We start from the raw sequence: 17,222 nt of genomic DNA, 5'->3' as shown, positions 1-17,222 counted from the left end.
TTACCAAACGGCGCGCAGCAGCAGGTTGAACAGACCGCCGATCAGGAAGGCGAAGGGGACGATCACGGCGACCATGGCGAGCGCAGTTTTGGCGCCCTGTTCCTTGACCATCATCATCAGGCTGGCAAAGCAGGGGATGAACAGCGTGATGGTGATCATGCCGACCACCGCCTGGATCGGGCTCAGCGTGTGGGCCATGGCGAACAGCCCGGTGGCGCCGAAGTCGCGGCGCAGGAAGCCCATCACGAAGGCGGCGGAGGCTTCCGGCGGCAGGCCGAGCCAGCCGCTGACCAGCGGTTCGCCGGCGCGGATGATGGCGGGCAGGGCGCCGGTCTTGTCGAGGGCGTACATGATGAAGGTGCCAAGCAGGAACAGCGGGATGACTTCGATCAGGTACCACTTCAGGCGGCCGCCGGTTTTTTTCAGCACATTGCCGAGGCTGGGCAGGCGCATTGGCGGCAGTTCGGTGACGAGCGGGATGCGTCGGCCGGGAATCAGCTTGGCGGCGAGGAAGCCAGCGAGCAGCAGGATACCGAGCATGGCCAGGGCCCAGATCAGCAGGGCGGTGAAGGATACGCCGCCGAGCATGCCAAGGACGACGCCGAGTTGGGCCGAACAGGGAATGGCTAGGGCGAGCAGGAAGATGGTGATCATCCGTTCGCGTGGGCTGTGCAGGATGCGCGTCGTCAGCGTCGCCATCGTCACGCAGCCGAGGCCAAGGACCATCGGCAATACGGCGCGGCCGTTGAGGCCGATCAGCGCGAACAGCCGGTTGGCGATCACCGTCAGGCGCGGCAGGTAGCCGGAATCTTCGAGCACGCCGAAGGCCAGGAAGAAGGTCGTGACGATGGGCAGGATCAGGGCCAGCGCGTAGGTCATGCCCATGGTCCATAGCCCGTACTGGCCGACCAGCAATTCCGAGATCCACGGCACATTGACCGTGCTATCGACGAAATGGGTGAAGGCCGGATTCAGGATGCCTTCGAACAGGTCTTCTTCGAGCAGGCCGACCAGAGTTGTCGCGCCGAAGACGCCGACGAACTGGTAAACCAGATAGAGCACGCCGAGCAGAATCGGAACGCCCCAGAGCGGATCGACGACGTAATGGCCGATCCGCTGCGAGAGCAGCGGGCTGCTCTTGGCGGCGCGCTGGATGGCGCTGGTGGCCAGAGTGTCGGCCGCTTCGGTGCGTTCGCGGGCGAGCAGCGTCGGCAGCTTGCCGGTGACTCGCGCATCGGCCTGCTGGCGCAGTGCCGCCAGTTCGGCGAAAGATTCGCCAGCTTGCTCGGCCAGCCAGACGGCGACTTCCGCATCGCCGCCGAGAAAGAGAATGGCCAGGCCGCGCGCCGCCAGACGCGGATGCGGGGCGAGGCGGCTGATCGCCACGGTGGTGGCGATGATCGCGCTTTCGATTTCCGCGTCGTAGCGCAGCAGTGGTTGCGGCGGCAGCGCGTGCTGCAGGCTGCTGGTCAGCTCGCCGACCCCTTCGCCGCCGGTCGCCACGGTGGCCAGCACCGGGATGCCGAGTTCTTCGGCCAGGGCCGGGATGTCGACGGTGACGCCGCGCGCCGTCGCTTCGTCATGCATGTTGAGGGCGAGCACCATCGGCACGCCGAGTTCGGCGAGCAGCGCGGTCAGGGTCAGGGTCCGGCGCAAATTCTTGGCATCGCCGACCTGCACCAGGCAGCGGGTGTTTTCGCGGAGCAGGGCGCGCATCGTCGCCCGTTCGTCATCGCTGCGCGATGGCAGCGACAGCACGCCGGGCGTGTCGAGCAGCATCGCCTGACGGTCGAAGCGGGTGCTGGCCCGGGTGACCTCGACGGTGGTACCGGGATAGTTGGAAACGTTGACGTAGGCGCCGGTCAGTCGGTGAAAGAGGACCGACTTGCCGACATTGGGGTGGCCAACGAGCAGGATGGCGTTGGCAGTGGAAACAGTGGCGTTCACGTTGATTCGGACATTCAGGTTAGGCGGGCGGCCGGGAAACCCCCGGCCGGCCCCAACTTTACGACGGATTGCTCACCAGATGAAGAAAACCAGCGTCCACACCGTGGCCATCAGGCCGACCGGGAAGAGCATGGTCAGCCCAGCCGCGGCCCGGCGCGGTAGGCTGGCGCTGGCTAATTGAACCAGGCGCAGGGCGAGCCACAGGCTGGCCAGACAGCCGGTGCCGAGTAGGCCGATCCGGAAATAAGGCAGCCAGCCCAGCCACAGATGCTCGGCCTTGAGGTGCGTGACGGTCAGCATCGACAGGCCGAGAATGACGCTCGCCCCGGCCAGCGGCGTCAGGGCCAGGGCAAAGCGCTGCCAGCTGAGGGACGCGGTTCTGACCAGACGGGCGGCGAGCAGCGGGCCGGCGAGCAGCAGGCTGCCCAGCACGAAGCCGCCGCCAAGCAGATAGCCGAGGATCAATACGCCGTCCAGCCAGGTGAACAGGTCGCTGGCTTCCGGGTAGTGGGTGAGCAGCCACCACGGCACGTCGTTGTCGAGCAGCAGGAAGTGATCGTGCTCGACCAGCCATTCGGCCAGCGCCAGCTTGGCGTTGAGCAGCCAGGGGCTGAGCGTCCATTGGAAGGCGGCGGTGGCGACGCCGAGCACGCCGTAGAGCAGCGTCAAGGCATCCGGCGTGCGGGCCGGCGCCTCGAGATCGAGGACCTCGGCGAAGGGCGAGCGGGCGCTGTAGGTCACGGCGTCGCGCTGGCCGGCGCAACGGCCGCAGGAATGGCATTCGGAAGCGCTGGTCATGCGCCGGACATCGAGCAGCGGGGCGCAGTTCACCGGCTCGAAGTCGCCCTCGTGCCGGTCCCAGGCGGCGCGGTCGACCTTGTAGTGCAGCGGGGCGATCTTGGCCAGCACGGCGAAGACGCCCGAGGCCGGGCAGAGGTAGCGGCACCAGATGCGCTTTTCGCGGCCGTAGAGCAGGCCGATGCCGAGCGCTGCGACGGTCGAGCCGCCGAGCACCAGCAGCGCGGCTTGCGGGTATTCATAGACGCTGACCAACTGGCCGTAGACGGTGGTGGTGACGAAGGCGACGAAGGGCCAGCCGGTCCACTTCAGCCAGCCGGGCAGGGCCTTGCCGCGGCCGTACTGGCTGACCCATTCGGAGAGCGCGCCTTCCGGGCAGAACAGGCCGCACCAGACGCGGCCCATGGTCACCGTGGCGATCATCACGCCCGGCCACCACAGGCCCCAGAAACAGAACTGGGCGAACAGCCGCAGGTTGTCCCAGATATGGGCGTTTTCCGGCGGTAGCGGCAGGAAGGCAGGGATGATGACCATCGCCGCGTAGAGCACGATGACGACCCATTGGGTGGCAATGATCGGCCGGCGGTTCCGGCGCAGGAACAGGCCGATTTTCTCGACCCGATTGCGGGGCTGGCTGGCATGGAAGTGCACAACGTGTTCAGCCATGTGACGTTCTCCGCCAGGCCAGCAGCACGACGCCCCAGTAGCCGGCCCAGGCGAGCACGGAGGAGAGCGCCGGGCGGGCGCGGTAGCCGGAAAAATCGGCGAGCAGTTTGCCGGCCTTGGTGGTGTCATCGATCAGCATCGACGTATCCCAGACCGGATCGATCAGCGGCGGCAGCCAGCCGGCCCCGATCAGGCGGTCGACGGCGGCGATCAGCAGGGCGGAGGCGAGGATCAGCAGCAGGATCGACGAGAGGCGGAGCAACAGGCCGATGTTCAGCCGGGCCAGGCTCTTTGCCGCCAGCCAGGCGGTGGCGCCGGCCCCGGCAAAGCCGGCCAGAGCACCGAGCAGCAGGGCGTTGAGATCGCCTTCCTGGGCCATGCCGTAGAGGAAGATCACCGTCTCGGCGCCTTCGCGGGCGACCGCCAGCGCGGCAACGATGGCAACGCCGAGGTAGCCGGAGCGTTCGGCGGCGGCCGTCAGGTCGGCGTGCAGCCGGGCTTTCATCTGCCGGCCATGCCGGCGCATCCACAGCACCATCTGGGTAATCAGGCCGGCGGCGACGAAGAGCGTCGCCGTCTGGAAGATTTCCAGCGCCTCGCCGGTCAGTTCATCCTGCACCGTTAGCAAGGCCCAGCCGAGCAGCAGCGCGAGAACGACGCCAGCCGCCAGGCCGCCGAACAATGCCCGGCGCCCGGCCCCGCTGTCGTCGTTGGCTTTCAGCCAGGCGTAGAGAATGCCGGCGATCAGGAAAGCTTCGAGGCTTTCCCGCCAGACTACGAAAAAGGCGTTTCCCATTTTAGTTGTTAGCCATTAGATGTTGGTTGTTAGCGGTGGGTAGTTGTTGCTAGTAACTAGCTACTAGCGACTAATACCTACTTGGCGACAATTCGGCCCTGGCCGGTTTCCGGGTGGAAATCGTCAAAGAACTTGTAGCTGCCCGGTTTCATCGGGAAAAAAACGAGGTTGCGGGTGACGCCGGGGGCGAGCACCAGCTCCTTTTTCAATTCCAGGCTCTCGAATTCCGCGGCTCCCGGCCCCTCGTTCTTCACCTCCAGCCGGAAGCGGGTGTTGGCCGGCACTTCCAGCGTTTCGGGAATGAGTCGGCCATCCTTCATCAGCAACTTGAAGGTCGGCAGGTCGTCGGCGATTGCCGCGCTCGACGCCGTCAGAAGGCAAAGAACCAGGCTGAAAGCCGCGGAATGGAGAGCGTGTTTCATGGGTTTCCTCAGTAAGCGATATTGGCGCGCAGGGCGAAGACCTTGACCGCCTTGGCATCCCCGTTACCGCCACCGTTGGTGACGTACTGGAAGTCCGGCGACAGCTCGAACTGCGGCGACAGGCGGTAGCGGTAATAGATTTCGGAGACCTGTTCGGCGCCCTGCGGCGTGAAGGTGTAGGCCATTTGCGTCTGGTTGTCGTCCAGCCAGGTTGTCGCCGTGCTGGTCCGATAGCCTTTGCCGGACTGCAGCCAGGCTCCGGCGACGCCGATAGTGTCGGCGGCTCGGCCCCAGTAGCTGCCGGAGAACTCGGCGCCGGCAGTGACCGCCTGGTTGAACGGCAATTCGCCCTTGACCAGCTTGCCGTAGCGGGCGAACAGCCTGATGCCGTCGCCGATCCGCTGGTCGACCGAGGCGCCGACGCCGGTGTGCTTGTTCAGCGTGCCGTCGTAATCGACGCCCTGGCTGCGGTTCCAGCCATAGAGCCGGTAGTTGCCGGTCAGGCCGCCGAACAGCTTCAACTGCTTCTCGGCCTGCACCATCAGCAACGGCGAGGTCAGGCTGCGCTGGTAGTTGGCGCCGCGTTCGCCGGTGCCGAAGACTCCGGCCGACAGGCGCCACGGCTGGGTCTTGTCGACATAGTTGAGATACGACGCGACAAAGCCGGGCTGGAAGCCATTGGCATCGACGCCGACTTCGCCGGCCGCATCGAGCAGCGGGTTATGGACGAAGACGGAATTGAGGAACTGCTTCGATTCGTCGCCGGCCGCCGCGTTCTGATCGAAGAAGCCGAAGATGTCCATCTTGCCGAAGGTGACTTCCAGCGTTTCCCGCGAGTAGGGCTTGAAGCCCAGGAAGGGCAGCGGAATCGCCGCCTGGTACCAGGCCTGGCCGAGGATGGTGACCGAGTCGTCCGGGCTGGCGCCCGAGGCGCGGAAGGCCAGCGCATTGGGGGCGCTGGCGAAGTGGCCGAGCTTGGCGAAGGCGGCATTGAGGCCGAGACCCTGACCCATGCGCAGGTGGGCGAACAGCTTGTGTTCGATGTCGCCGACCGGGGCCAGCGGCAATTCGATGGAAACGTCGGCCCGGTAGTTGAGCTGGCTGCTGCCACCGTCGACATCCTTGGGCAGGCCCTGGGCGTGCTGGCCGACCGTGGCCAGCGAAGCGCCGACCTTGATGCCTTCCAGGCCCTCGGCGATTTTCGCGGCCTTCTTCATCTCCAGCGCGTCTTTTTCGACGGCCTTCAGGCGTACCGTCAATTCCGGCTCGTACTGCGAGAGCCGCGGGCTGTCGAGTCCTTCATTGACCCGCTGGTTTTCCCCCTTCAGCGCCTGTACTTCCTTTTCCAGATCGGCGTTGCGGGCTTCCAGTTTTTCCAGGCGGGCGGCCAGCTTTTCGAGCAGCGCGGCATCAGCCGGCGCGGCCAGGACGGGCAGGGCCAGCCCCGCCGCGACGAGCGCGGCGCTAAGTTTGGCGAGGCGCATGATCAGTAGCCGCCTTTTTTGCCGATGCCGACGTAGGTGAATTCGTATTCGACTTCAAACGGCTTGAACCACGGACGGACGCCGGTGGCGCGGTCGGTATGGCGGCCGAAGTGGGCGTGATGGTTTTCGGACGGCGGCAGGATGGTGTATTTCACCTTGTACTTGCCCGGGCCGGCCAGCTTGACGTTGTCGCCGTAGTGCGGGCCGTCGTTGGCGACCATCGGCATGAAATCGCCGGCCACCTTGTAGTCGCCGCCAATTTTGGAGACCTCGAACTTGACCATCAGGTAAGGCATCCAGGCGCCTTCCTCAAAACCGTTCGGGTTGTTGGCCAGGGCGTGAATGTCGGCTTCGAGGTGGATGTCGGACTCGCTCGCCTTCTTCATCATGCCTTCCGGTTCCATTTCAACCGGTTGCAGATAGACGGCGGCGATCTCCATGCCGGCGCGATGTTGCGGCACGCCGATCGGATATTCGAGGGCGAGCGCCGGGGTAGCCAGAGCGGCGGACAGCACGAGAGCAGAGAGGATGTGTTTCGGGGACAACATGGCAGGACTCCTGAAAAGTCTCTGGCTGGCTGACCTTGAAGCTGGCTTCCCGAGAGGGCTGGCTGGCGTTCTGGCTGGCTGGCTTGAGGGATATGGTTGAAGCGAAAGTTGAGAAAAACGGTTGGCGGCTATTCGTTACCGGGCTGAGTGACGAAACCGATCTTGGTCAGGCCGGCGCGGCGGGCGGCACTCATCGTCTCGGCCACCGACTCGTAGCGGGTTGCCTTGTCGGCCTTGAGGTGCATCTCGACGTTGGCATCCTGGACGACGGCGTCGTGGAACTTCTGTTCCAGCGCCGTGCGGTCAACCGCTTCGGAACCGATAAAAACCGCGTTGTCGGCAGTGATCGCCACCTGCAGCGTCAGCGGCTTTTCCGGCGTCGGCGTGCTCGCGGCGCGCGGCAGCTCGACCTTGACCGAGTGCGTCATCAGCGGTGCGGTGATGATGAAGATGATCAGCAGCACCAGCATCACGTCGACCAGCGGCGTCATGTTGATCTCTGCCGTCGGCATCTGATGGTTCTGCGCGTTGAAGCTACCCATCGACATTTAGGCCACCTCCGTCGCGGCACGGGCGCGCATCGGATGGATCTGGGCGCTGTTGGCGACGAACGGCTTGCCGACCGTGAAGAAGGCATGCAGGTCGTGGGCGAAGGCGTCGAGATCGGCCAGGATGACGCGGTTGGCGCGGGTGAAGGCGTTGTAGGCGAAGACCGCAGGCAGCGCGACGGCGAGGCCGGCGGCGGTCATGATCAGCGCCTCGCCAACCGGGCCGGCGACCTTTTCCAGGGCGGCCTGGCCGGAAATGCCGATGGCGACCAGCGCGTGGTAAATGCCCCAGACGGTGCCGAACAGCCCGACGAAGGGGGCGGTGGCGCCGGTCGTGGCGAGCAGCGTCAGGCCGTTTTCCATGCTCGCCTGGGTGCTCGACAGTTGCTGGCGCAAGGCCCGTTCCATCTGCTCGGCCGGGTCGAAACGCGAGGCCAGGCGGCCGGTGACCGCTTCGCAGTCGTGATTGCAGCAATTGGCTTGCTCGGCGAGCTGGGCGTAGGGGCTGACCGGGTCGGCGGCGCGCAGACGCTCGATCCCTTCGGCGACGCTGCTCGCCACCCAGAAAGCGCTCATGGCGCGGGCGGCGCGGCGCATCGTCCACCAGTCCGAGGTCTTGGCCAGGATCAGATACCAGCTGGCGATCGACATCAGGGCGAGGATGACGGCGACGGTATGGGAAATGGCGTCGCCGCTCGCCCACAAGTGGGCGAAGCCGAAGGCGTTCGGGGTTGTTTCCTGCATTTTCATTGCTCCAATTTAAAAATGATGGGGACCAGCACCCAGCTTTGCATCGCCACGTCGCCGCGTTTGGCCGGGATGAAATGCCAGGAACGAACCGTCCTTTGCGCCGATTCATCGAGCCGCGCGCTCCCCGACGAGGTCCGGATCTCAACGCTGTCGGCCATGCCCTGCGGATTGACCGAAACGCGCAGGATCACCTTGCCTTCTTCGCCCATGCGCCGCGACAGCGGGGGGTAGGCCGGTGACGGATTGCGCAGGTAGTCGGCGTCGAAGCGCGCCTGGCTGACCGGCGCGGCGGCAGCAGCGGCGGGGGCGGGCGGGGCCGGTTTGGTTTCCGGCGGAGCGGCAACCGGCGCGGCGGGCGCCGGTACGTTGCTGGTGGTCGCCTCGATTCGCGGTGCCGGGGTTTTCGGCGTCGGCTTTTGGCGTACCGGCTCGGGCTTGACCACCGGCAACGGCTTGGCTTCCGGCTTTTTCGGCGGTTCGGCGGGCAACAGATCGACGACCATGGGCATTTCCATGATCTGCGGCACGACGGTCTTGGCCGCCAGGATCAGCAGAAAAACCGCAAGGTGGGCACCGATGACGATGCCGAGCAGGCCGGAGCGCTGCGTCGAAGAGGGGCGGGAAAGGGCGTAGCTCATAACTTTCATTTCTCCGGTTCGTTGCGCATCCAGTCCGAAAAAACCCTTGGCTTGCTGGCGTTGGCTAGCTGGCTACGGGAACGAGAGATTTACAACGAGAGAAACTATTTGGTCAGGATCAACTTGTTTTCGCGGGTGACGCGCAGCAGGTAGCGCTGACCGGCATGTTCGATTTCAACCGCACTCTGGCCGCGCAGGATCTTCTCGCTCTCCAGGCATAGCCGGGTGGGCTGGTTGTCGGTGGCGGGTGGAATGGGAGAGGCTTTGGGCGGTGTGTTCATTGTAATTCCACATGCAAACGAGAATGACTCGCATTATTTGTTAATTGAGAATTGCTGTCAATTGGGTATCCACAACTTCTTCGGGGGTTTTGTCGAATGTGTTGCTAGCGGGCGACAGACATACCGTGCTGACGACTTTGCCGAAGCTGGAAACGCCCGGTCCTTTCAGGAAAACGCATTGCTTGCCGCTGCGTTTGCACTGTTCCTTGACCCGCCAGTAAGCGTTATGGCTGATGCAGCCTGCCTGGCAGATGACCAGGTCGGCGGCCGACAAGGCCGCGTCGATGCGATGCAGGTTTTCTTCCAGCCCACCGTCGTGATGCAGAAAACGGCCGCCGCGTTGTTCGACGATCTGACGATAGGCGTCTACCGAGCCGGAACGCCCGCCGACGCACAGGATGCACTTGCCGGACAGGCGGCTCGCCGGCGCCTCGGCGGCTGGTGTCGGAGCACCGGCCGGCGCGTCGCCCGTGGCGCGCAGATGGCGGATCGTCTCTTCGGCGTGACGGGCCAGGCCGCGTTGCCGTTGTAGCGTGTCGTCGAGTTCCGCGCTGCGGGCGGCCAGCGCGATGGCTCTGGCTTCGGCGTCGCTGGCGCGGCGGGCCAATGCTTGCCGGTCCTTCAGATCGGGTAAGCTCTGGCGCAGGACGTCGAGCTGGCCCATCAGGTTGGCCGCACAGGCCTCCTTGCTGGCCAGCTCGCTGCGCAGTTCGGCCATCCGCCGGTCGAGCAACTGCGTTTCCCGGGTCTTTTCCGTTCGCAGGATTTCCAGCGTCCGCCGTGCTTCGTCGCGTTCCCGGCGGAGCTGGCTGTTGTCGGCGCTCAGGCGCTTCAGCGTGGTCAGATCAGCCCGGGCGCCGCTGCCGATCTGGTGCTGGATCATGTGAATGTCGGCATAGATTTCCTGCTCCAGCTGGGCATCGCAGGCCGGGTGCGTCCAGCTCGCCCAGAGCGCGCCGGGGATCTCGGTGCCGGCGCCGGCGGCTTCCCGCCACAGCCGCCGCAGGCTTTCGCCATCCTTGCTGGCGGCAAAGCGCCGGATGGTCATCGCAAAGCGCTTCTCCATGTTCTTGTGCAGCAGTTCGGCCAGTTGGCTGCGCGTTTCGCAGCCGCCGACCGCCGTCGTGTGCAACACGAAATCGGTTGTTTCGCGCGGGAAGTACATGACCTTGGCCATCAGGCTGCGCAGCTCATCGACGCCGAAACAGACACCGATCACCGGGCAGTGAAACTTGTGCGGAATCTCCCACAGCTTGCGCCGCCGCGAACCGCTCGCGACGAAAGTCGGCGCCTCGGCCAGCGGGCCCATGCGCAGCGAGCCGGGGAAGGTGTCATTGCCGGGCGCCTGGGCGGCGCTAAAAGTGCCTCCGGCGACGTGATAGGGGAAAGTGGACATTCTGGACTCCTGGCGGAAGAGGCTCTGGCTGGCCGGGAGTCCGGTTGGCTGGCGAAAATGATTGAGTGGGTGGCGGGTTCAGTTCGGCAATTCGCTGGTCGCCGTTCGCAACCGGCCGAGCGCCGAATCGCGTTCCCTGGCCAGCAGTTCGCACTCGCGGTGGGCGGCGCACAGCGTCTTGTCGAGATACCAGACGCGGGTGGCGGCAGCCGTCAGTTGTTCGTTGGCTTCGCGCAGGGCCATCAATTGCTGGGCGAGGCTGGTGATCGCCAAGCCGGATTCGTATTCGGCCAGACGTTTCTGCAGTTGCCCGTTCAATTCGCCGAGTCGGTAAATTTCGTTGGTCTGGTCAACGACCTTGCGGGCGGTGAGCGTGGCGTTCCGGCGTTGCGTCCGGCGCGACTCGCGCAGCGCTTTTCGCAGTGCGGCGTTTTCGGCCGCCAGCCGTGCGACATCCGGCTCGAGGTCGCGGGGCAAATCGGCGAGCGGCGGGTCGCGTTGCGGGTCGCCATCGTCGCGTTCGAGCAGCGAACGGTCTTCAAGCGGGGCCAGCATGTCTGATCTCCGTTTGCGACGCGCCGAGCAGGCGGGCACTGGCGCGTTCGCAGAGCTCGCGCGTCTGCGCATCGAGGCCGCGTTCCTCGCTCAGGCAGTCGAGCAACCGCGCCGCGTTGAGGGCCGATTGCGAACAACCGGTTTCATGATGCAGCAGAACCAGACTGAGTGCGCCTTCGCACATTTTGTCGTATGACATGCTTACCTCCCGATGATTTAAAGCGGAACACCGACCGATAGCACCCAGAAGAGCAGGATGCCGGCGAACGAGACATGGGCGATCAGGCTGCGCATAGGATATCCGGATAGATGAGAACAATTCCTATCTTACGGGTATTTTTGGTTTTGTAAATAGGAATAATTGCTATTTGGACGGCGCGCGTTCAGCAGGTCGCTGGCGCGTCGGATACCGCGTTCGGCGAGCTTGCTGTAGCGATTGGCCAGGTCTTGCCGTTCAGCGCAGATCGACAGGCTCGTCGCAGCCTTGTCCGCCATCCGGGCGCGGTCCGCAGAGAACCCGCCAGGAGTAGGCCAGGTAAATGCCCCAACCCGCCATCCAGAGTGTCGCTGCGGTGTGGAGCAGTGGGGTGGAGGCCGATGCGAAAGCCGCCAGGCCGGCCGCGACCCGCGTCAGGGCGGCGCCGAGCAGCAGCGCGCTGGCGGCGGGTAGCCAGCGCCGGTGATCCAGCCTGTAGCCGCTGTGCATGCGCCCGGCGACGGCCATGACGATCAGGATCGACAGGCCGACTGCACCGACCAGCAGCAGGTGGTGGCCGGCGCTGCTCAGGTTGCCGCCGGCCAGCAGGCCGAGGCCGATGGTGGCGTAGCCGAGAGCCATGCACCAATAGACCAGATAGGGGATGATCACCCAGCGCTGGAACAGCGCCCGTCCAACGTGCCAGTCGTTGAGCAGATTGAAGATGCCGGCGGCAGCGGCCAGTGCCAGCCAGCCGCTGACGCGGTTGCCGGGAAGGAGGAATTCGGCGGCGCTATAAAGGCCGATGGCGAATATGGCAAGATTGCGCCGGGGCGGCCGGGCGAGATAGGGCGCAGCGATACCGCCCTGGGCTTCGAGCACGTCATTGACCAGCCGCATCGAGATGCGCGACAAGGCAACGATGATCAGGATCATCAGCAGGCCGACCGCCAGAAACAGCCAGGCCAGCGCATCGCCATGACCGAACAGGGCGAGGTAGAAACCGGCGTGGACGGCAATGAGCGCGACCAGGGCATGGAAGAAGGCGAGATGGCGGCGGCTTGGGTCGCGCCACAGCGGACCGGCAATCTGCTTGATCAGCAGGAGCAGGAAACCGAGGTCGCAGAGTGCGGCCGGGATGATGCCGATCCAGCCGGCCAGCAGATAGGCGATGCGCCCGCCGAACCAGAGGGTGAGCAGGATCTGGACTGTGCTTCGGGCGACCGGCGGGGCGCCGGTGAATTCGATGATGGCGGTGAGCAGGAAGCCGGCAATCGAGGCGGCGGCAAAACCGAAGATCAATTCATGGGCATGCCAGACAATCGGGCCGCCGGGCAGGTCGGGTAGCGCCAACAGGCCGCTCAGGGCGCCCAGCCAGCAGGCCATGGCGAGCAGGGCGTGTCCGCCAGTGAGCAGGAAGAAGGGGCGGAAGGGGCAGAGCCAGATGCTTCCATTCAGCATTTTGGTCATGGCGGCCCGCCACGGAAGGCCATTCTTGGCTGCGTTCAAGGGCAAAGGAGAGCCTCTTTTGATGCTCGCTTTTCGTCCGGCAGCCCGAAGGCGGCGCGGATGTCCGGCCACTGGATGAAGTCGGCGGTACGGGCGAATACCCAGCGTTCGTCGCGCTCGGCGACCGGCGTTTCGATGCGGTGCGCGGCAACGATACGGCCGGGCGCGCCGGCCATGACCAGGATGCGGTCGGCCAGCCGAATGGCTTCCATCAGGTCATGGGTGATCATCAGCACGGCGCTGGCGTGGGCGGCGCGCGCGCTGGCCAGCAGATCGTAAAGTTCACTCTTCAGGCCGATGTCGAGTGCCGAGAAAGCCTCATCGAGCAACAGCAGGTCAGGCTGCATGGCAAAGGCGCGGGCCAGGGCGGCGCGGCTTTGCATGCCGCCGGAGAGCGCACTGGGGAATTTGGCGAGATCGTCGATGGTCAGTCCCATCTTCAACGCCAGCTGCGTCGCACCGGCTTTGCGCTGTACGGAATTCATGCCCTGGGCCTTGAGGCCGAGCGCGATATTGTCGAGGGTTCGCTTCCAGGGCAGCAGGCGCGGCTGCTGGAACATCATCGCCGGCCGGGCGAAGCGATTGGCAATGCGGCCTTCCCACGGGGTCAGCAGGCCGGCAGCCAGGTTGAGCAGGGTCGTCTTGCCGCAGCCGGACGGCCCGACGAGGGCTACCGCTTCGCCGGCCTGGACGGTCAGTTCGATATCTTCGAGAACGCGCTGATAGCCGAAGCGATGGTTCAGCGCCGTGATGCTCAGTTGCTTGATGATGCCAACTCCCGCCATGACTCGACCTTGCGTTTGATCGGCTCCAGCAACAGATACTCGATGGCCAGCAGCGTGCCGACCAGGGCGACGATCCAGGCCATCGAGGCCGCCGTGTCGAGATGGCTGCGCGATACGGCGAGCGCTGCGCCGATGCCGTCCTCGGTCGATAGCAGCTCGGCCATCACGACTATCTTCCACGACATGCCGAGTGCCGCGATCCAGGCCGGGAAGAGGTAGGAAACGACGTGCGGCAGATAGACGTCGGTCAGCTTCATCCAGGTCGACAGCCCGAAGATCTGCGCCACTTCCTTCAATTGGCCGTCCAGGGTGCGTGTGCCCTGCATGGCGCCGACAAAGATGATCGAGAAGCAGGCGATGAACACGGTGAAGATCGGTGTGCCGTCGCCGGCCCCGAACCACAGCAGGGCGAGGATCAGCCAGGCGATCGGCGGCATGCCGACGAGCACGGTGATGATCGGTCGCGCCATCATCGAAGCCGTCATCGAGACGCCGGCGGCCAGGCCGAGCAGGCTGCCGATGATGACCGATAGCCCGAAGCCGAGCAGGGCGCGGCGCGCGGTGACGAGAATTTCAGGCCCGGCCGAGCCATCCTCAAACAGCCGGGCCAGGGTCGCCAGCGCTTCAAGAGGGGAGGGCAGGATCAGCGCGCCGAGGCCTTGGGCAACGAACTCCCAGACGGCCAGGAAAATGCCCAGACTGGCGAGCGAACCCCAACCGCTCCATAGATAGCTGCCGGTTGCGGCGGCCCATGCCAGCGGCTGCAGGCGAGGCAGGCTGCGGTTCTTCACGGCGCCTTGCCGAGGCCGTAGAAGCCATCGTCCGGCAACTTGCCACCGACCAGGGCTGGATTCCTGGCATACAGCTGGCCGAAGAAAAATTCCAGTTCTGGCCTGGCCGCTGCGGCCGCGACGTGGCGTGTCTGGCTGACGGCCAGCGAGTCGGCGACGGCTTCCGGAGTCAGCAGGTCAATGCGCTTGGCGACCATTTCGCCGCACTTCAGCATGTTTTTCTGGCACCAGAGCAAGGATTGTTCATAGGCGGCCATTACCCTGGCCTGCAGCTTTTCATCCGCCAAGGCCTGGCCGATGACGGCGATGCCGGCCTGCGGGATGCGCGTTTCGCGCTTGAACAGGCGGCCCCATTCCTGCTGCAGGTCGGTGCTGCGGTAAAGGTCCGGGGCGATGATGCTGACCGGGAAGGACTTGGTTTTCCGCAGCGCCATCGAGACCGCCGGCTCGGCGAGCAGGGCGTGGTCCACGCGGCGGGTAACCAGCAACTGCATGGCGTCGAGGGGCGATCCGACATAGCGCAGCTTGAAATCCTTCTTCGCATCCAGCCCCTGTTTCTCGGCGAGCAGACCGAAAACGATGTCCGGCATGTCGGCCCGGAAAGGCATGGCGATTTCCTTGCCGCGGAAATCGGCCAGCGTCTTGGCCTCCTTGTCGCGCGACACCATCCACAGCACCCCCCAGGTCGACACGTTGAGCAACTTGAGGCTGACGCCCCGGTTGTACAGATTGGCGGCGACGTTGGTCGGCATGGCAATGAAATCGGCCTTGCCGCCCAGCGCCAGCACGCGCAACTGGTCGGGGTCCTTCCAGGTGTGGAATTCGATGCGCTCGGCGACATCCTGCAGGGCGCCGCTTTCGATCATGTGGATGAGCGGCGTCGACACCGCCGCAGCCGGGCCGGCCAGCACCAGTTTCGGCAGGCGCTCGACGGCCGCCAGGGGCGGGCTGACCAGGCCGGCCAGGAGCGCGGCGGCGCCGATCAGGCGGGCCAGTAGGCGACGGCAGCCCGGCATCAGAAGCTCCCGCGCCAGGCGAGTTGAACGCTGCGGCCCGGGGCCTTGATCTCGGCGCCGGAAACGCCTTCGGTCAGGTGCTCGTGATAGGTCTTGTCGGCCAGGTTCTTGATGGCGAAACGCAGGCTGTTGCGCTTGTCGATCTGCCAGGTGGCGCCGAGGTCGGCCGTGACGAAGCCGGCGGTGGCATTTTCGGCACCGCGCGTGAATTGCGTTGCGACGCGCGCCTGACGGTCCACCAGGCGCAGCGTGAAGTCGGCCTTGACGGCGGGCATGACGCGACCCAGCCAGCCGAGCGAGATTTCATCGGCCGGCATCTGGAACAACGGCTCGTTGAGGTCGTCGTTGTCGCCGCGGACGCGCGAATAGCCGGCGCTCAACCACTGCCCGTTGACGAACTGCCACCGGGCATGCGCTTCGAGGCCCTTGATTGTGGCGCTGCCGAGGTTGATGGTCTTCTTGCAGTTGGCGGCGTTGGCAGCGCCGCAGGCCGCCGTGGCGGCGCTGCCGCTGAGGATCTGGCCGGTGATGTAGTTGTCGATCTGGTTGTGATAGGCGGTCACGCCATAGTCGATCACCGCATTCGCACCCTTGATGCCGAGTTCGAACTGGTCGGCCTTTTCGGCCTCGACTTCCGGGCTGCCGGCGTAGTAATAGCCGTCGCCGCGCAGGCCGGACTCGTAACGCTCGCGCATGCCCGGCGCGCGGAAGGCGCGGGCGTAGTTGGCGTAGGGGCGGAACAGCGGCGTCACTTCATAGATCGCACCGAAGCTGCCGGAAATGGCGCTGTCCGAAGCGTCGAGCCCGGTCTTGCGGGCGCCGTTGTTCATGCTGTCGGCGTCGCTCTTCACCGTGTCGTAGCGCAACCCGGCCAGCAGATTGAGTTTGCCGAAGCGCATATCGTCTTGGGCATAGAAACCGAGTGCCTCGATGCGGGCGTTCTGGAAAGGGTTGTTGGCGCTCAGCGTGGTGAATGGTGCGCCGCTGGCCATGTAGCGATCCGGGTTGCCGGACATCTCCCAGGCATTGAGACCGAACGAGACAAGATGCTGCGGATGGAGCAGCCAGTCGGCCTTGGCATCCAGGCCATTGGTCTCGAAGGTGACGCTGTTGGTGACGATGTCGCGGTTCAGTTTGTTGGCCCAGGAATAAATGCTGCGTTCCATCTCCTGACGGTAAACCCGCAGATCGAGGTTTAGTGGCGTGTCGCCAGTCCCTTTGCGGCTATAACCGAGTTCCAGCAAGCGCCGTTCCTGCTCCGGCGAATGAACGGTGGTGCTGCCGACCAGCGGACTGGCATGCGGCCGGCTCGAACCGGGATACCAGACATCCTCGTCCTTGTGCTGCTGCAGCGACAGGCGCAGTTGCTGCTGGGCATCGATGCGGAAACGGTACTGGCCGATGAAGGCGTTCGAGTCGTAGCCGGTGCGGCCAACCTTGCCGTCCGGCGATCGGTAGTCATCGATGCGGGCCAGCGAGGCCCCGAGCATCAGCGCGTGGTCGCCGGTGCTGGCGTTGATTACGGCCGTGCCGCGCATGCCCTGGCTGGCGCTGTCGTAACTGGCGCCAGCTTCGACGCCCAGGCCGGAAACGAATTTCGCCTGCGGCAGCAGGACGTTGATCGCGCCGCCCAGTGCGCCGGTGCCGTAGAGTACCGAAGCGCCGCCCTTGACCACTTCAACCCGTTCGGCCAGGCCGAGGGTCATGAAGGAGGCGATGGCCCCGGCCGGCTGCGCCGAATTGAAACGCATGCCATCGACCAGCAGCACCGTGCTTTCCTTGCCGAGGCCGCGAATCACCGGATTCTGCCCCTGGGCGCTGTCGTTCGAAATGGCGATGCCCGGTTCGCCACGCAATGCGTCGCCGACATTGCCGGCGCCCCGGCGGGTGATTTCTTCCCGGTCGAGCGTCGTCGTCGACAGCGGTGTTTCAAGATCGGTGGTGGAATAGCCCTTGGCGGTCACGTTTACCGCAGAAAGTGAGCTTTCCTCGGCATTGGCTGCGGAAAATGCGATCAGCAGGGCAATCGCGACAGGGCTGAGACGAGGCAAGTCCATGAATCACTCCAGTAGGTACGGCTGGCTGGCGTTGGCTGG

At 65.1% G+C, this 17,222-nt stretch carries 18 protein-coding genes; all 18 read right to left on the bottom strand.

Annotation, left to right across the window (positions count from 1 at the left end):
- The 18 genes from feoB to KI611_RS16200 all read right to left on the bottom strand — a co-directional run bounded on the left by feoB (position 1) and on the right by KI611_RS16200 (position 17,183).
- Positions 1-1,947: a ferrous iron transport protein B gene (feoB, locus tag KI611_RS16285; protein WP_226416699.1), complete on the bottom strand. Its 1,947-nt coding sequence runs from the start codon at positions 1,945-1,947 to the stop codon at positions 1-3.
- A gap of 72 nt (positions 1,948-2,019) precedes the next feature.
- Complete coding sequence (locus tag KI611_RS16280) at positions 2,020-3,411, bottom strand: 4Fe-4S binding protein (protein ID WP_226416698.1); 1,392 nt, start codon at positions 3,409-3,411, stop codon at positions 2,020-2,022.
- Positions 3,404-4,207, bottom strand: coding sequence for an FTR1 family iron permease (locus tag KI611_RS16275; RefSeq protein WP_226416697.1), 804 nt, complete (start codon positions 4,205-4,207; stop codon positions 3,404-3,406). The genes KI611_RS16280 and KI611_RS16275 overlap by 8 nt, the downstream gene beginning before the upstream one ends.
- A gap of 77 nt (positions 4,208-4,284) precedes the next feature.
- Positions 4,285-4,629, bottom strand: coding sequence for a cupredoxin domain-containing protein (locus KI611_RS16270; protein ID WP_226416696.1), 345 nt, complete (start codon positions 4,627-4,629; stop codon positions 4,285-4,287).
- Between the two features lie 8 nt (positions 4,630-4,637).
- Complete coding sequence (locus KI611_RS16265) at positions 4,638-6,113, bottom strand: carbohydrate porin (RefSeq protein ID WP_226416695.1); 1,476 nt, start codon at positions 6,111-6,113, stop codon at positions 4,638-4,640.
- A gap of 2 nt (positions 6,114-6,115) precedes the next feature.
- The gene (locus tag KI611_RS16260; RefSeq protein ID WP_226416694.1) at positions 6,116-6,661 is read right to left on the bottom strand and encodes an iron transporter; all 546 of its coding nucleotides are present in this window, start codon (positions 6,659-6,661) and stop codon (positions 6,116-6,118) included.
- Between the two features lie 128 nt (positions 6,662-6,789).
- Complete coding sequence (locus tag KI611_RS16255) at positions 6,790-7,209, bottom strand: ExbD/TolR family protein (RefSeq protein ID WP_226416693.1); 420 nt, start codon at positions 7,207-7,209, stop codon at positions 6,790-6,792.
- Positions 7,210-7,953: a MotA/TolQ/ExbB proton channel family protein gene (locus KI611_RS16250; RefSeq protein WP_226416692.1), complete on the bottom strand. Its 744-nt coding sequence runs from the start codon at positions 7,951-7,953 to the stop codon at positions 7,210-7,212. It lies immediately after the preceding gene.
- Between the two features lie 2 nt (positions 7,954-7,955).
- Positions 7,956-8,597 (bottom strand): energy transducer TonB, encoded by a 642-nt coding sequence (locus KI611_RS16245; RefSeq protein ID WP_226416691.1) that lies wholly within the window; start codon positions 8,595-8,597, stop codon positions 7,956-7,958.
- 104 nt (positions 8,598-8,701) lie between these two features.
- The gene (locus KI611_RS16240; protein ID WP_226416690.1) at positions 8,702-8,878 is read right to left on the bottom strand and encodes a hemin uptake protein HemP; all 177 of its coding nucleotides are present in this window, start codon (positions 8,876-8,878) and stop codon (positions 8,702-8,704) included.
- A 40-nt stretch (positions 8,879-8,918) separates the two neighbouring features.
- Positions 8,919-10,274, bottom strand: coding sequence for a DUF2325 domain-containing protein (locus KI611_RS16235; RefSeq protein ID WP_226416689.1), 1,356 nt, complete (start codon positions 10,272-10,274; stop codon positions 8,919-8,921).
- 78 nt (positions 10,275-10,352) lie between these two features.
- Positions 10,353-10,829 (bottom strand): hypothetical protein, encoded by a 477-nt coding sequence (locus tag KI611_RS16230; protein WP_226416688.1) that lies wholly within the window; start codon positions 10,827-10,829, stop codon positions 10,353-10,355.
- Entirely contained in the window at positions 10,813-11,028 is a 216-nt protein-coding gene (locus KI611_RS16225) for a hypothetical protein (protein ID WP_226416687.1), read from the bottom strand. Before KI611_RS16225 ends, KI611_RS16230 begins: the two co-directional genes overlap by 17 nt.
- 255 nt (positions 11,029-11,283) lie before the next feature.
- The gene (locus KI611_RS16220; protein ID WP_226416686.1) at positions 11,284-12,495 is read right to left on the bottom strand and encodes an NnrS family protein; all 1,212 of its coding nucleotides are present in this window, start codon (positions 12,493-12,495) and stop codon (positions 11,284-11,286) included.
- A gap of 35 nt (positions 12,496-12,530) precedes the next feature.
- Positions 12,531-13,319 (bottom strand): ABC transporter ATP-binding protein, encoded by a 789-nt coding sequence (locus tag KI611_RS16215; RefSeq protein ID WP_226416685.1) that lies wholly within the window; start codon positions 13,317-13,319, stop codon positions 12,531-12,533.
- Positions 13,289-14,110: an ABC transporter permease gene (locus KI611_RS16210; RefSeq protein ID WP_226416684.1), complete on the bottom strand. Its 822-nt coding sequence runs from the start codon at positions 14,108-14,110 to the stop codon at positions 13,289-13,291. The genes KI611_RS16215 and KI611_RS16210 overlap by 31 nt, the downstream gene beginning before the upstream one ends.
- The gene (locus KI611_RS16205; RefSeq protein WP_226416683.1) at positions 14,107-15,126 is read right to left on the bottom strand and encodes an ABC transporter substrate-binding protein; all 1,020 of its coding nucleotides are present in this window, start codon (positions 15,124-15,126) and stop codon (positions 14,107-14,109) included. The genes KI611_RS16210 and KI611_RS16205 overlap by 4 nt, the downstream gene beginning before the upstream one ends.
- Positions 15,126-17,183 (bottom strand): TonB-dependent receptor, encoded by a 2,058-nt coding sequence (locus KI611_RS16200; RefSeq protein ID WP_226416682.1) that lies wholly within the window; start codon positions 17,181-17,183, stop codon positions 15,126-15,128. The genes KI611_RS16205 and KI611_RS16200 overlap by 1 nt, the downstream gene beginning before the upstream one ends.
- Between the last annotated feature and the right edge of the window lie 39 nt (positions 17,184-17,222).

Source organism: Dechloromonas denitrificans (assembly GCF_020510685.1).
Lineage (GTDB): Bacteria > Pseudomonadota > Gammaproteobacteria > Burkholderiales > Rhodocyclaceae > Azonexus > Azonexus denitrificans_A.
Note: the sequence above shows the minus strand (reverse complement) of the source record. Positions and strands in the feature narration are given on the sequence as shown.

Bases quoted from the DNA above. Each gene is read 5' to 3' on its own strand.
- KI611_RS16280 (WP_226416698.1), bottom strand. From the start codon at position 3,411: ATGGCTGAACACGTTGTGCACTTCCATGCCAGCCAGCCCCGCAATCGG.
- KI611_RS16275 (WP_226416697.1), bottom strand. From the start codon at position 4,207: ATGGGAAACGCCTTTTTCGTAGTCTGGCGGGAAAGCCTCGAAGCTTTC.
- KI611_RS16270 (WP_226416696.1), bottom strand. From the start codon at position 4,629: ATGAAACACGCTCTCCATTCCGCGGCTTTCAGCCTGGTTCTTTGCCTT.
- KI611_RS16265 (WP_226416695.1), bottom strand. From the start codon at position 6,113: ATGCGCCTCGCCAAACTTAGCGCCGCGCTCGTCGCGGCGGGGCTGGCC.
- KI611_RS16260 (WP_226416694.1), bottom strand. From the start codon at position 6,661: ATGTTGTCCCCGAAACACATCCTCTCTGCTCTCGTGCTGTCCGCCGCT.
- KI611_RS16255 (WP_226416693.1), bottom strand. From the start codon at position 7,209: ATGTCGATGGGTAGCTTCAACGCGCAGAACCATCAGATGCCGACGGCA.
- KI611_RS16250 (WP_226416692.1), bottom strand. From the start codon at position 7,953: ATGCAGGAAACAACCCCGAACGCCTTCGGCTTCGCCCACTTGTGGGCG.
- KI611_RS16245 (WP_226416691.1), bottom strand. From the start codon at position 8,597: ATGAGCTACGCCCTTTCCCGCCCCTCTTCGACGCAGCGCTCCGGCCTG.
- KI611_RS16240 (WP_226416690.1), bottom strand. From the start codon at position 8,878: ATGAACACACCGCCCAAAGCCTCTCCCATTCCACCCGCCACCGACAAC.
- KI611_RS16235 (WP_226416689.1), bottom strand. From the start codon at position 10,274: ATGTCCACTTTCCCCTATCACGTCGCCGGAGGCACTTTTAGCGCCGCC.
- KI611_RS16230 (WP_226416688.1), bottom strand. From the start codon at position 10,829: ATGCTGGCCCCGCTTGAAGACCGTTCGCTGCTCGAACGCGACGATGGC.
- KI611_RS16225 (WP_226416687.1), bottom strand. From the start codon at position 11,028: ATGTCATACGACAAAATGTGCGAAGGCGCACTCAGTCTGGTTCTGCTG.
- KI611_RS16220 (WP_226416686.1), bottom strand. From the start codon at position 12,495: ATGACCAAAATGCTGAATGGAAGCATCTGGCTCTGCCCCTTCCGCCCC.
- KI611_RS16215 (WP_226416685.1), bottom strand. From the start codon at position 13,319: ATGGCGGGAGTTGGCATCATCAAGCAACTGAGCATCACGGCGCTGAAC.
- KI611_RS16205 (WP_226416683.1), bottom strand. From the start codon at position 15,126: ATGCCGGGCTGCCGTCGCCTACTGGCCCGCCTGATCGGCGCCGCCGCG.
- KI611_RS16200 (WP_226416682.1), bottom strand. From the start codon at position 17,183: ATGGACTTGCCTCGTCTCAGCCCTGTCGCGATTGCCCTGCTGATCGCA.